We start from the raw sequence: 13,476 nt of genomic DNA on the forward strand, positions 1-13,476 counted from the left end.
TGAAGAAGAACCCGGAAAACCCATTGACTTACCTCTGCGCTGACGTGGAAGCACCAGAAGGCTACGGGGAAATCATGGGCGGGTCAGAACGTGAAGCTGACTACGACACCTTGAAGGCACAAATCGAAGAAGCGGGCCTTAACCTGGATGACTACTCCTGGTACCTGGACCTAAGAAAGTACGGCAGCGTGCCGCACTCCGGCTTCGGGATGGGCTTTGAACGGGTTATTGCTTGGATCTGCAAGCTGGACCACGTTCGTGAAGCCATTCCATTCCCAAGAATGATCAACAGAATGCAACCGTAATCCATAATAAATATAAGAAAAATAGCTTGGAGAAAATCAATCTCCAAGCTATTTCTTTGCTGTTATTATGCTCTATTGCCCTTATGCTTTTGAACAAGATTCCCGGTAAACGAGTTTTGTTGGGAAAGTGACCTTGTAAGTGCCGGCTTCATCATCATCCAGCAGGTCTTTCATGACCTTGACGCTGGCCCGGCCCATCTGCAGGGTTTCAACATGTACGCTGGTCAAGGCCGGGTTGGCAAATTCTGCCGCGGTCGTGTCGTTAAAGGAAATCAGACTGACCTCTTCTGGAACTTTGATCCCGGCTTCTTTAAAGGCCTTCAGGGCACCGATGGCCATGGCATCATTGGCCGCGATCAAGGCTTCCGGGAAGGATCCGGACTTAAGTGCTTCTTTAATGGCTTCATAGCCAGACTGAGGGGTGAAGTTTCCAACATAGACTAAGTCCGGGTCGTACTGGCCGCGGGCCGCGAGGCTCTTCTTATAATCGCGGAAGCGGAAGTCGGCCAGGTTGTTTTTATCAAAATTACTGTCCAAATCACCATCCAAAAGGGCGATCCGCTCCTTGCCCTGCCCCCAGAAGACCTCTAGCGCCTCCTGCATGGCCTGGCCAAAGTCAGCAACCACTGAGCAGTAACCAAATTTCAAGGTGTCAGTATCGACAAAGACCAGGGGCAGGCCAGACTTTTTGACTTCATTCAAGCGGTCTGGTGAATACTGCTGGTAGCCGATCATGATGATTCCGCTTAAAGCAGCTGGATCAGGCAAAGGATCAGCCGGGTAAATGACCTGGCTTTCAAGTCCCTGCTTCTTCGCTTCTGCTTGCGCGCTAGTGATCATTACCCATTCGTGGTAGATAGCAAGTTTGATTTCTTTAGTGTATTTAGAGTCATGAAAATAACCCCCGAAATTAGTGTCCTAATTTCGGGGGTTATATCATTCGATGTCTTTTTATAAATATTTAATAGCCAATACTAATTATTATGCTAATTAGTTCTTTTCACGAATCACTTTCACGGCTTGAATGACCACCGTTGGCAAGAATGCCAGCAAGGCAATCATCCCGACCTGACCTCCTGCAAGCGGCGTTACCGTAAACAGGCCGTGGAGACTTGGGACAAACAGGATCAAGCCCAGTAATAAGCTGCCAGCCATAAAGGCAGCCAAGCTATACCAGTTATTTTTAAAGCCAATCTTGAAGATGCTGTGCTCTGACCGGCAGTTGAAGCCGTGAAAGAGACGTGCAAAAGTCAAGGTTGAAAAGGCCATGGTGCAGGCTACAGCAGAGCTGGTCTTCAGGCCAATCAAGAAGGCTGCAATAACGCTGACCGCGATCAAGGCACCTTGTACAGCTACCCTAGTTACCATCTGCTTGTTCAAGATCCCTTCCTTAGGGTCACGCGGTGGCCGGTTCAAGATATCGCTAGCCCCGGGTTCCATCCCAATCGCCAGGGCTGGCAGCGAGTCGGTTACCAGGTTGATAAAGAGCAGCTGAACGGCCATAAATGGCACTGGCAAGCCCGCAATTGAAGCAAAGAGCACGGTAATGATGGCTGACAGGTTACCGGACAAGAGATACATTACGGCATTTTTGATATTTTCATAAACCGTCCGGCCGTTGGCCACGGCCTTGATGATGGTTGCGAAGTTGTCGTCAGCCAAGATCATGCTGGAGGCATCCTTAGAAACTTCAGTCCCGGTAATCCCCATGGCCACCCCGATGTCCGCCTTCTTCAAGGCTGGGGCGTCGTTCACCCCGTCACCAGTCATAGATACGATCTTACCCTTCCTTTGCCAGGCGTCAACGATCCGGATTTTGTTTTCGGGAGAAACTCGGGCGTAAACTGAGATTTTTTCAATCTTGTCGTCCAGTTCTTTATCGCTCATGGCGTCGAGTTCTAAGCCAGTTACCGCCAGGTCGCCCTCTGCAAAAATTCCGATTTTCTTAGCAATTGCAACGGCTGTCACCTTGTGGTCACCAGTGATCATCACCGTCTTAATGCCGGCCTTCTTAGCTTGGGCAACGGCAGCGACACTTTCTGGCCGTGGTGGGTCCATTTCAGAAATAAGACCGATGAAAATCAAGCCGTTTTCGGCATCCAGGTTTAGTTCTTCGTCACTTTCCTTATAGGCAAAGGCCAAAACCCGCAAGCCGTTTTCAGAAAAGGCTTGGTTTTGGTCCAGGATCTGCTGCTTGGCTTCTGTCGTCATCGGCTTGATTTCATCACCGATCCGGTAGCTGACGCAGCGGTCTAAGAGAACGTCCACCGCCCCCTTGGTAAAGATGGTTGGTACCGTGTGGATCAGGTGCTTGGTGGACATGAGCTTGCGGTCTGAGTCAAACGGTACTTCTTCTTGCCGGTCCAAAAAGTCCCGCAAATCGTCCTCGCTTAAGGCAATTTGGTCATCCCCCATGTCGATGCCTGGTACCTGGCGGTACATTTCTAAGAGCGCATATTCAGTTGGGTCACCAATCCCCTTGCCATCTGCTTGTAGGCGGGAGTCGTTGTTTAAAACTACGTCGTACAAAAGATAGCGGTGGAGCTGGTTGTCAAGGCGCAACTCGTTAGGCTGTAAGACTTCCCCGCCAATGTAGATATCTTGGACGGTCATCTTGTTTTGGGTCAAAGTCCCTGTCTTGTCAGAGGCAATGACGGAAACTGAGCCTAAGGACTCAACCGCAGCCAAATTTTTAATAATAGCGTGCTGTTTAGCCATCTTTTGAGTCCCCATGGCTTGCACGATGGTGACGATTGAGGAAAGTGCTTCTGGAATAGCGGCCACCGCTAAGGCTACGGCAAAGAGCAAGGCATCCATGAGCGGCTGCCCTCTCCAGATTTGGAGGCCAAAGACCACCAAGCAGATTAACAAGATGGCAGTAGCTAATTTTGATGAAAACTTGTCTAGGGACTGCTGGAGAGGGGTCTTCTTTTCCTTGGTGTCGTTCATCAACTTGGCAATCTTGCCGATTTCAGTACCCATCCCGGTGCCAGTCACTAAGACATTGGCCCGGCCGTAGGTCACCAGAGAACTGGAATAGACTATATTGAGCCGGTCACCCAGGGGCCGTTCTTGGTCAAAATCTATGTCGGCCTTGTCAATATTGGTTGATTCCCCGGTCAAGGAGCTTTCGTTGACTTGCAAAGAAAAGTTGTCCAAGATTCGCCCGTCAGCGGTAACCAAGTCCCCGGCTTCAAGAACCAAAATATCGCCTGGCACCAGCTTTTTCGAATCAATTTCCACCTTTTGCCCATCGCGCAAGACTTTGGCGCTTGGTGAAGACAGTGATTTCAAGCTTTCCAGCGACTTCTCAGCCTTCACATGCTGGACCGTCCCCAAGATCGCATTCAAAATCAAAACGGCGATGATGACAATGGTGCTTTCCGCATCCCCGGTAAAGGCCGAAATCAAGGCGGCGATGATCAAGATGATAACCATCAGGTCTTTGAACTGGTCTAAGAAAACCTGGAAAACGGTCTTTTTCTTCCCTTCTACCAGGGCGTTTTCCCCATATTTGGCCAAACGTTCCTTGGCTTCACCGCTACTCAAACCATTAGGGCTTGCCTTGAATTCCTTCAAGACCTCATCTTTACTTTGCAGATAAAAATCCTTCAAAAAATGCCTCCTAATCTGCCCGGCAATAAAAAAGAGACTATTGCTAGGCTAAAAAAGTCTATACAATAGTCTCACCATTTAAACTCACAGCGGAAATTACTTTCGAGCTTGACGCCATGAGTGCACCTGTAATGCCGGTTACTCCCTACGCATATTTGTATGATAGGCTATAGTTTATCTGAATTTCACCTTGCTTGCAAGTCTTTTGCAAAAAATTGTAAATGATACTGCTAATAATCACGAACGTGAAAACCGCTATGAGCATCACTCTTGGTCTTTCTACGACCGACTGACCCAAATGCAAAAATGTCATATAATTATTACCTCCAAAAAAGACAAAAACGACTCATTGCTGCTTACAAAGAGTCGTTTGCTTCTTATGTTCTTTTTGCTGTCTTTTACTTTTTCCAGTTCAAGTCACTATTTGCGTCATCTTCAGTGATCTGGCGGATAACCCGGCAAGGGTTGCCAGCGGCCACGGAGTTGGTCGGGATGTCTTTAACAACGACGCTGCCGGCGCCGATCACGGAGTTGTCACCAATTGAGACACCAGGCACCACCCTGACTCCTCCGCCGATCCAGACATTGTTGCCAACAGTGATCGGGTAGGCATATTCTAGGCCGGCATTTCTTCTTTCCGCATCAAGCGGGTGACCGGAAGTGTAGAAGCCGCAGTCTGGGCCGATGAAGACATTGTCACCAAAGGTCACTCCCCCAGCATCCAGGACGGTCAAATTATGGTTGGCGTAGAAGTTATCACCTACTTTAATATTCCAGCCATAGTCGCACCAGAAGTTGGGTTCGATGTGGCAGTTTTCACTCGTCTGACCCAAGATCTCTTTTAAGAGCTCCTTCTTTTCTGCTCCAGCGGTCAATTGGTTGTAGCGGAGGCACTTGGCCTTGCAGGCAGCTAGTTCGGCCATCAGTTCTTCGTCTTGACCAGGATTATAAACCTGACCTGCCAGCATTTTTTCTTTCTCAGTCTTCATATTTGACGTCCAATCTATCTTTTTTCATCTTTAATGCTAATTTGCTTCAATTTTACTGGTTTTTTTGCCAGAAAGTCAATTCAGCAATATCTTAAGTCAGAGACCTTTTGCTAACAAGTTTTTTGGGCGCGGCGTAGCCGCGTTTGTATGTTATAATTATTGTAGTAACAATTAGGATATTAACAGACATAAAGAAAGGAGTTTCTTATGTATCCCCACCAGGAAGGCTTTGAGAATTGGTGCCGGGGCCCGCAAAGGCTCAGCCCCAAATCAATTGAGAACGCCGATTACTGTTTGGACCACTTTTTTAGCTATGCTGAAGTAAATTTTCCATCTAGGAATGTCAATGAAATCACGGCTAGCAATGTTCGCGACTACCTGCAGCAGTTGGCGACTAAAGAAAACTTGCAGGTCACGACCGTCAACAAGTATGTCTCCTACATCAAAAAGTACTTCTACTATCTCACCCTGGCTGGAATCACCCCAAGCTACCGGCTCTTGGATTTAAAGGGCTATTCTTTTGAGCGGCGGAAGACCTATGTGATCGACTGGCCAGAGCATTTACCTGCCCTTATTCCCTACGTCAAGCAGCCACTGACTTTATGGCTCTTGCAGCTTTTTGCCCTGGGCTACCAGGCTAAAGAACTCTTAGTGATTCGCTATAGCGATGTAAAAGACAATTTGGGCGAGATGACCGACTACCTGACTGGCACTCTTTCCTTTGATCAAGACCCAGATCCCTATATTTTTGCTTCTCGCTCCGGTGAACCGTATGCCAGCAGCAACAATATCATGCAGCTGGTCAAGGCCGACAAAGACCTCCTCTCCCCTATGCCGATCACTCTGACCAATCTCCGCCTCTCTTATGTCTATTCCTTGATCAGCCAGCAGAAGTATTCTGACAAGGAACTTCTGGAGATTTTCCGCTGCCCGCCAAAGCGCTTGGCCTACTACCAGTACAACGCTGCCCAGTGCAATCTCATCCCCCTTTCTGAAGAGATACTAAAAAAGGGCGGCACAGACGCCGCCCCCGCGTAAAAATAGGCTATAACTAGGTTGATAGTCAGTAAAAGAGATTATTAATCAGATGAAGAAAAGTATTTTATGCTCAGCAGCCGTCCTAGCTGCTCTCAGTTTACCCGCCTGTTCAAAACAAAGCAGCAGTCAAGGTAAACAAGCTAGTCAAATTAGTTCCAAAGTTGTCAAAAAGGCATCTTCTAGTTCTAAAATTGATTCGATATTCAATATTTTAAGGAGAAAATAGAGAATGGATGAACTCTTTGCCAAGGCTCCAGTGAAGAAGGTTTACTTTCAGCTGTCCTTGCCCCTGGTCTTAGCCATGATTACCTCGATGATCTACAACCTGGCCGATACCTTCTTCGTTGCCCAAACCGGTGACACCAAGCTCGTAGCCGGCGTTACCATTGGCGCGCCGCTCTTTGCCTTTTTGATCGCCATCTCGGATATTTTTGGTCTTGGCGGGTCTTCACTCGTTTCCCGCCTCTATGGCAAAAAAGACTTCGCTTTAAGCAAGCGGGTTTCCAGCTTTTGCCAGTATGCCGGAATTATTTCTGGCCTTTTAACCACAGCCCTCATGTTGGCCTTTGAAAAGCCGATCTTAGGCTTCTTAGGGGCCAAGCCTGCCACCTACCAAGCAGCCAGCGACTTTTACCAGGCCATCGCTCTTGGCGCCGTCTTTATCGTTTATTCAGTAATCCCGCAAAACTTGATCCGAACCGAAGGCATGGCTAAAGAATCGATGGTAACCACCATAGTCGGCACTATTACAGCCATCATCTTAGACCCCATCTTCCTCTTTGTTTTCAAGATGGGGGCCTGGGGCGTAGGGATTGCTAACGTGATCGGCTATGCCGTAACTTCTTTCATGTTGGTTTACTACATCAATAAAAAGGCCCGCTACATCACCTTGGATCCCAAGTTGGTAAAAATCGATGCTGCCAATATCAAGGAGGTCATGGAGATCGGGATTCCTGGATCAATTACGAATTTTGCTCAAAGCTTTGGCATGGCCCTGTTAACTTCTTCTTTAGCTGGCTATGGAGCTAGCCGGGTCGCAGCACTTGGTATTACCCAGAAGATTTATAATATTGTCGTTTTAGTCATGGTCGGCTTTGCCTTTGGATCCCAGCCACTAATTGGCTACAACTATGGAGCCAAGAATTGGGAGCGGCTAAAAGCAATCCTTCGCTTTGACATGCTGGTCGAAGTTGTCTATGCCGTGATTTCAGCTACGATCTTGCTTATTTTTGCCCACCCAATTGCGGCCCTCTTTATGAACAAGCCGGCCATTATCACTAGCACCTCCTACATGCTCTTGGCTACCTTGATCACTACACCCTTGGGCGGCTTAATCATGGTTTACACCACTGTCTTTCAGTCTACCGGCAACGGTTTTGCAGCCTTAATCATGGCCCTGTCAAGACAAGGCGTGATCTACGTCTTTGCCTTAGAGCTATTAAAAAATATTGCCGGCTATCACGGTATCCTCTGGGCCCAAGCGGTCAGTGACGTCCTCACTTGTCTAATCGGCTACGCCCTTTACCGGAAAAATCTCAACTTCAAGAAACTAGAAAAGCCATCAGCTTAAGCTGATGGCTTTATTCCTTTGACTGAAGTCCATTTTCGCCAGTTTCAAGGCAGTATCGATAAAAGTTTGGACTTGGTCAGCTGGTAGGAGCTTCTTAAGCTCAGCTACTTCCGGAAATTCTACTTCTGGCAGAAAATGAATTAGCACAAACATTTCCTGATGTAGAGCTTATGAAAAAGCTCCGCCTTAATTCCAAAAGTCTGGCTTACTGCCAGTTTTATGCTCCTAAGAGCAACTCGATTCCCTTTGACCTTGAACGACTAAAGAAGCAGAATGAGAACAATCGGTGATTACTTTACTACCAGTTTGCGAAAATAGGCTATAATAAATTAATAGTCAGTAGAAAATAGGCTATAATAAATTAATAGTCAGTAAAGGAGATTTTTAATCAAATGAAGAAAAAGAATAAGCAAGCTGCTGAAGAAGAAAGCTGGGGCAAATTTTTCCGGGACGTCCTGGTTATGTTCCTGGTCTTTGTCTCAATTTATTATGTTATCTTCTCCTTCTTAGCCAATGAAGTGGTGTCTGGCCCATCCATGCAACCGGCCTTTGAAGACGGTGACCGTTTGATCGCTGTGCGCCACTTCACTCCGAAGAGAAACGACGTTGTCATCATCAAGGCGCCAGACCAGGCAAACGCCATGTATATCAAGCGGGTGATCGGCCTGCCAGGTGACACGGTTCAGTCAAAGAGCGACGTCCTCTACATCAACGGCAAGAAGACGGCCCAGCCATACCTCAACAACAAGTACAAGAAGGCTGACCGTTTAGCCGGGGTCAACTACACGAGCAACTTCAAGATCAAGCTGAAGAAGAACCAATACTGGGTCATGGGTGACCACCGGGACGTGTCAAAGGACTCCCGCTACTTCGGCCCAATCAAGCGGAGCAAGATCTTAAGCAAGGTGGTTCTGCGCTACTGGCCAGTTACCCAGATCAGCAGCAACTTTTACTAAAAAATTCTGAAGCTCCCTCAACAACTTTTCAAAAAATGGTAAAATAAAGTTACTAAGGAGTGAAGATCAATGAAACCAGAAGAACTTTCGGATGCAATCATCGAATTTCAGAACAAGCACGCTGTGAGCGATACTACCCTGGCCTTTGCCAGCCACCTCTCAGTGGAAAAGGTGCACGCCATGAAGCAAGGGCGGGGCAACTTTACCAACGATGAAATCAACCAAATGCTGGACTATCTCCAGAGCCAAATGTAAGCAACCGGGCCAAACGGCCCGGTTTTCTTTTACCCTTTCTCATTTCTTTTTATTTCTTCCTTGTTTCACGCTAACTATTTTGCATTTTGTGTAAAGTGTAAAAGGACAAAAAGCTTGTTATATCAAGGTTAGCAGTTGTTATTTTCTTAACAGCTGCCATTTTTATCATTTAACTTTAAACTATAAAGATAAGTGCTGAAGCTTGCTATTACAGTATTTTTCCTCATAACTCTGTAAGCCCTTTTCCTTGAATTTTGTTCCACGGACTCTTTTTACCCTATCCGTGGCCAAGTTATTCACAGGCAAAAAATAAGAGCCGCCCTAGAGCAGCTCTTATCCTGTATATTTAAGTTATCTTGTCTTACTTGTTCCGGTCAGCTTGCAGCTCAGCCATCTTGATCATGACGTCAACTGCCTTCCACATTGATTCCAGAACCGTGTATTCGTAGCGGCCGTGCATGTTTTCTTCCCCGGCAAAGAGGTTCGGGCATGGCAGACCCATGTAAGTCAGTTGTGACCCGTCCGTACCCCCTCTGACTGGCTCTTCATTGATTTCAGTGAGGCCGCAGGCTCTGTAGGCATCCCGGGCCAGGTCAATGATTTCCATGTGCTTGGCCAGTTCATCAGCCATGTTGTAGTACTGGTCCCACATCTTCAGCTTGATTCTTTCCCCATACTTGGCGTTGAGTTCAGCCACCTTTTCCTTGACCAGGTTCTTCCGGGCTTCCAGGCCGTCACGCTTGAAGTCACGGATGATGTAGGCCAGGTGGGCATTGTCAACAGTACCAGAGAAGTCCATCAAGTGGTAGAAGCCTTCTTCGCCTTCAGTCTTTTCCGGCACTTCGTCTTGCGGTAGGGAGTTCTGGAAGTCGATCCCGACTTGAATGGCGTTGATCATCTGCCCCTTGGCTACAGCCGGGTGGACGTTAACGCCTTGGATGTCCAATTCAAACTGAGCTGCTGAGAAGGTCCCCCAGTCCAGCTTGCCCGGGCCTTCCCCGTCAACCGTGAAGGCAAAGGCAGCATTGAAGTCTTCCACGTCAAAGTGCTGGGCACCAGTGCCGATTTCTTCGTCTGGCGTGAAGCCCAGGCGGATTTCCCCGTGCTTGATTTCCGGGTGAGCCAGCAGGTATTCAGCAAAGGTTACCAGTTCGGCATCCCCGCACTTGTCGTCCCCGCCCAAAAGGGTGTCACCGGAAGCAGAGATAATGGTCTGCCCCTTGTACTTCTTCAAGTTCGGGAAGACGGCCGGGTCCAGGTAGAATTCGCTGTCGCCCAATTGGATCTTGCTTTCCCCGTCGTAGTTTTCCGTAATCTGCGGCTTAACGTTTTCTGAATTGAAGTCAGCCGTGTCGCAGTGGGCCAAGAAGCCCATAACCGGCACGTCCCAGTCAACGTTGGAAGGAATAGTCGCGATGACCGTACCAGCCTTTTCATTGTAGTGAACGTCACTCAAGCCCAGTTCTTCCAGTTCCTTCATGATGACCATCTGGTAGTCCACTTCTCTTTGGGTGGATGGGAAGCGGTCAGCATGTTCATCTGACCGGGAGTTGATCTTGACATACTTCAAAAATCTTGGCAGCAAAGTTGGGTATTCCATCTTTTTCTCCTTTTTCTTTACATAAACAAAAATATTTCACTTACTCAAAAATATTCTGGAAGGGATCGGTTGATTCAGCACTGATCATGCACTCTACGCTCCAGCCCTCTTCCTTCTGCCAGGCATTGAGCCGTTTGGCAGCTTCATACTTGAAGAGCTTTTCCGTGTAGTGGCCCGGGTCAACCACTACCAGGCCAGATGAAATCATGTCATGGCCAGTGTGGTAGTAGACGTCACCGGTGATGTAGGCGTCACACTTGTCTCGTAAAGCCTCTCTCCAGAACTTGTTCCCGTCCCCGCAGACGAAGGCGACAGTTTCCACCATTTTATCCTGGTCGGCGCAGATCAAGCGGACCATGTCCACCCCCATCTTTTCCTTGACGTAGTGGGCGAAGTCGATCGCCTTCATAGCCCTTGGCAAACGGCCCTTCCGGCCAATGGCGATGCCATCGTCATCCGGGGCAAAGCCGGTTACGTCTAAGAGGCCAAGTTCTTCAGCCTGCCAGTCGCTTGACCCGTCCTGGGCCTTGTCGGAATTAGTATGAATGGAGTAAACAGTGATGCCATTAGCAATGATCTTGGCGTACATGGCCTTTTGCGGGTCGCTGTAGTCCAGATTGTTGACAGGCCGGAAGATCAAGGGGTGGTGGCTGACGATAAGGTCAGCGCCTCTCTTGATGGCTTCATCAACCACATTTGGCCGGACGTCTAAAGTCACCAGAATCTTGTGGACTGGTGCTTCCAAGCTGCCGATCTGCAGACCGACCGGGTCACCGGCACTAGCGATACTTTCCGGGAAAGCTTCATTCAGTTTAGCTACAATGTCTTTTACTTTAGTCATTTTCCCCACCTAATTCTGTCTTGATCATAGCCAGCAAGTCTTCGACTTCCTTGATCCGGGCCAGGTCCTTTTCCCGGGCCTTGTTGAGGTTAGCCAGGAGCTTTTGGTAGTAGGCTTCCTGTCCCTGCCACTTCTTATAGAAAACATCAGTCTTGTTCTTTAAGAGCAAGGGACCAAATTGCTGCTGGCGGACGGTCAATTCGTGAACTTCATCAGTTAGTTTGGACTTGATCAGTTCATAGATGTGGCCTGCTTCATAGACGATGTCTTCAGCGACGATCTCGTACTTATTGGCCATCAGCCAGCGGCGGACGGTATTTTCCCCAATATTGGCTTCAAGGACCAAGTTTGGGTAGAAAACGCCCCGAGAGGCGGCTTCAGAGAGCAGGTTGACCATTAATTTGCCGCCCATGCCGGCGATGACGACCGTATCAATCTGGTCGCTTTCCTTAATGGTTTCCAAGCCTGAACCCAGCCGGGTTTCAATCTGGTCAGAAAGTCCCGCGGCGGCGATGTCCGTTTTCGCGTTCTCTAAGGGGCCAGCCGCAACGTCACTAGCGATAGCGTGGCTGATCTTGCCGCTTTCTACCAGGAGGATCGGCAGGTAGGCGTGGTCGGTGCCGATATCGGCCAGACGGCTATCTGGATCAACCATCTCGGCAAGTCTGTTAAGTCTTAAATTCATTAGTAAAGCTCTCCTTTATCCAAAAGTAAATTCTATCATATGCCAGCCAACAAAAGACAGTTTCTGCAAAAAAATAATCCACGTGATATAATTGTTTGTAGTTTTGTCAGTTTTTAGAATGACAGGAGGAAAAGAGATAGGGAAATGGACCGCACGGAGCCTACAACTTTAACTAATATGTGCATGATCGTGGACAAAGACCGGGTTCTGACGATTGACCGGGAGGACCCGGTTTGGCCAGGCCTGGCTTTCCCGGGCGGCCATATTGAAAAGCATGAGTCATTTCATGATTCAGTCATTCGCGAAGTAAAAGAGGAGACCAACCTGGACATCGTCAGTCCCCGCTTGGTCGGCTTTAAGCAGTTTTTTGACAAGCTGGACCGGCGTTACCTGGTCTTCTTCTACCGGGCCGACCAGTTCTCAGGAAGTCTCCGCGCTTCAAGGGAAGGCAAACTGGAATGGGTCAAGATCAGCGACTTGCCTAAACGGCAGTTAGCCTACAACTTTGACCGGGACCTGGAAGTCTTTTTAAAGAGTGACCTCGATGAGCATGTATTGTTAGACAAGAAGGACTTTTTATATTAATGAGCAAGAAAAAGAAAAATAATAAGAAGAGCAAGCGGATTTGGGGCAGAGCCGTGACGGCACTACTCTGCCTTACCCTCTTCGCTTTCGTAGGCCTTTATATCAAGATCTACCCGGTTGAAAAGGATATCAAGCTGGTGGCTACCCAGCCCAAGGCCTTGAAGGCCAAGAAGACGATTGCTGAGAAGGAGATCTGGGGCTATCCGTTCGCCAAGTGCTACACCAAGAAGATCAAGTACCTGTCCGGCCAGCGCTACGGGAAGACCGATGTCTGCCGGCGGGTCTACCCGAAGAAGTCTTACTTCCATGACGGCTGGGACTTTGGCTGGAGCGAGGTTGGCAACAAAGCCTCAGTATTGGCTGTTCACCCAGGGACGGTTAAGAAAGTTGCCTACTTCACGGGCCTTGGCTGGTACATCTGGGTTGTATCTCCAGACGGCTATGTGGAAGTCTACCAGGAAGGTTTCGCCAACCGGTCAGACATTACGGTTAAGGCAGGACAAAAGGTCAAGCTGGGCGACAAACTGGGCCGGCTGACTGACTCCCACCTGCACTTAGGGATCACCAAGACCAGCGCTGACTACATCAGCAAGCACGGTCACCCATACAAGGACTACTGGCGGGACAACGGCACCTGGCTGAACCCGATGAAGGTGATTACTGAAAGCTTGCAGCTGCAAGCAGATGTTAAGGAATACAACGCTAAAGCAGCCAGCTACAATGCCAAGGCTACCAGCTACAACGAGAAGCTGGCGGCTAAGAAGAAAAAGCTGAAGGCGGAAGAAAGCAAGCACCCTTACCACTACTTGAAGTCATTTATCAAATAGAGATAGAGAAACAGACGACTGAATTTGATCAGCCGTCTGTTTTGCTTACTATTTATTACTGCTCTTTTCCAGGTCAAGGAGCAGTCTTTTAGCTTCCAGGCCGGCGGCATAGCCGGTAAGGCTGCCGTCAGCCCCGACAACCCGGTGGCAAGGAATCAGAATCAAGATTAGGTTAGAATTGTTGGCCAGGCTAATTGCCCGGGTAGCATT

At 48.4% G+C, this 13,476-nt stretch carries 15 protein-coding genes; 7 read left to right on the top strand and 8 right to left on the bottom strand.

Annotated elements, in window-relative coordinates; all coding sequences use genetic code 11:
• A partial coding sequence (locus Q0J41_RS08300; RefSeq protein WP_296227650.1) for an amino acid--tRNA ligase-related protein occupies positions 1-305 on the top strand: 305 nt, incomplete at its 5' end.
• Between the two features lie 81 nt (positions 306-386).
• Here Q0J41_RS08300 and Q0J41_RS08305 read toward each other — a convergent pair.
• From Q0J41_RS08305 to Q0J41_RS08315, 3 genes are all read right to left on the bottom strand, one after another.
• The gene (locus Q0J41_RS08305; protein WP_296228362.1) at positions 387-1,145 is read right to left on the bottom strand and encodes a substrate-binding domain-containing protein; all 759 of its coding nucleotides are present in this window, start codon (positions 1,143-1,145) and stop codon (positions 387-389) included.
• A gap of 150 nt (positions 1,146-1,295) precedes the next feature.
• Positions 1,296-3,920 (bottom strand): cation-translocating P-type ATPase, encoded by a 2,625-nt coding sequence (locus Q0J41_RS08310; protein WP_296228364.1) that lies wholly within the window; start codon positions 3,918-3,920, stop codon positions 1,296-1,298.
• A gap of 398 nt (positions 3,921-4,318) precedes the next feature.
• Positions 4,319-4,909, bottom strand: coding sequence for a sugar O-acetyltransferase (locus Q0J41_RS08315; protein WP_296228366.1), 591 nt, complete (start codon positions 4,907-4,909; stop codon positions 4,319-4,321).
• 207 nt (positions 4,910-5,116) lie between these two features.
• Here Q0J41_RS08315 and Q0J41_RS08320 point away from each other — a divergent pair, with 207 nt between their 5' ends.
• Positions 5,117-5,947, top strand: a complete 831-nt coding sequence (locus Q0J41_RS08320; protein WP_296228369.1) for a site-specific integrase — start codon at positions 5,117-5,119, stop codon at positions 5,945-5,947.
• A 229-nt stretch (positions 5,948-6,176) separates the two neighbouring features.
• Positions 6,177-7,517 (top strand): MATE family efflux transporter, encoded by a 1,341-nt coding sequence (locus Q0J41_RS08325; protein ID WP_296228371.1) that lies wholly within the window; start codon positions 6,177-6,179, stop codon positions 7,515-7,517.
• On the opposite strand, the gene Q0J41_RS08330 is transcribed toward Q0J41_RS08325, so the two are convergent.
• Positions 7,509-7,664 (bottom strand): hypothetical protein, encoded by a 156-nt coding sequence (locus Q0J41_RS08330; protein WP_296228374.1) that lies wholly within the window; start codon positions 7,662-7,664, stop codon positions 7,509-7,511. The two genes, Q0J41_RS08325 and Q0J41_RS08330, sit on opposite strands and share 9 nt — an antisense overlap.
• A 245-nt stretch (positions 7,665-7,909) precedes the next feature.
• Between Q0J41_RS08330 and lepB the strand changes: the two genes are divergently transcribed.
• Together lepB and Q0J41_RS08340 are read left to right on the top strand one after the other, a co-directional pair.
• On the top strand, positions 7,910-8,473 hold the full coding sequence (lepB, locus tag Q0J41_RS08335) for a signal peptidase I (protein WP_296228376.1): 564 nt from the start codon (positions 7,910-7,912) through the stop codon (positions 8,471-8,473).
• 69 nt (positions 8,474-8,542) lie between these two features.
• Positions 8,543-8,728 carry an LBP_cg2779 family protein gene (locus Q0J41_RS08340; RefSeq protein WP_296228378.1) on the top strand — a complete coding sequence of 62 codons (186 nt, stop codon included), beginning with the start codon at positions 8,543-8,545 and terminating at the stop codon, positions 8,726-8,728.
• 361 nt (positions 8,729-9,089) lie between these two features.
• Here Q0J41_RS08340 and pepT read toward each other — a convergent pair whose 3' ends face one another.
• The 3 genes from pepT to Q0J41_RS08355 are packed head-to-tail and all read right to left on the bottom strand — an operon-like array spanning position 9,090 to position 11,854.
• Positions 9,090-10,328, bottom strand: coding sequence for a peptidase T (gene pepT, locus Q0J41_RS08345; protein ID WP_003618234.1), 1,239 nt, complete (start codon positions 10,326-10,328; stop codon positions 9,090-9,092).
• A 40-nt stretch (positions 10,329-10,368) separates the two neighbouring features.
• Positions 10,369-11,169: a Nif3-like dinuclear metal center hexameric protein gene (locus tag Q0J41_RS08350; RefSeq protein WP_296228383.1), complete on the bottom strand. Its 801-nt coding sequence runs from the start codon at positions 11,167-11,169 to the stop codon at positions 10,369-10,371.
• Complete coding sequence (locus Q0J41_RS08355) at positions 11,162-11,854, bottom strand: class I SAM-dependent methyltransferase (RefSeq protein WP_296228385.1); 693 nt, start codon at positions 11,852-11,854, stop codon at positions 11,162-11,164. The genes Q0J41_RS08350 and Q0J41_RS08355 overlap by 8 nt, the downstream gene beginning before the upstream one ends.
• Positions 11,855-11,998: 144 nt before the next feature.
• Here Q0J41_RS08355 and Q0J41_RS08360 point away from each other — a divergent pair, with 144 nt between their 5' ends.
• Together Q0J41_RS08360 and Q0J41_RS08365 are read left to right on the top strand one after the other, a co-directional pair.
• Complete coding sequence (locus Q0J41_RS08360) at positions 11,999-12,439, top strand: 8-oxo-dGTP diphosphatase (protein ID WP_220434548.1); 441 nt, start codon at positions 11,999-12,001, stop codon at positions 12,437-12,439.
• The gene (locus Q0J41_RS08365; RefSeq protein ID WP_296228390.1) at positions 12,439-13,266 is read left to right on the top strand and encodes a M23 family metallopeptidase; all 828 of its coding nucleotides are present in this window, start codon (positions 12,439-12,441) and stop codon (positions 13,264-13,266) included. Before Q0J41_RS08360 ends, Q0J41_RS08365 begins: the two co-directional genes overlap by 1 nt.
• 48 nt (positions 13,267-13,314) lie before the next feature.
• Here the strand turns inward: Q0J41_RS08365 and Q0J41_RS08370 are convergent, their stop codons facing one another.
• Positions 13,315-13,461, bottom strand: coding sequence for a methylated-DNA--[protein]-cysteine S-methyltransferase (locus tag Q0J41_RS08370; protein ID WP_296228392.1), 147 nt, complete (start codon positions 13,459-13,461; stop codon positions 13,315-13,317).
• Positions 13,462-13,476 lie beyond the last annotated feature (15 nt).

Source organism: uncultured Lactobacillus sp., from assembly GCF_944327175.1.
Classification (GTDB): domain Bacteria; phylum Bacillota; class Bacilli; order Lactobacillales; family Lactobacillaceae; genus Lactobacillus.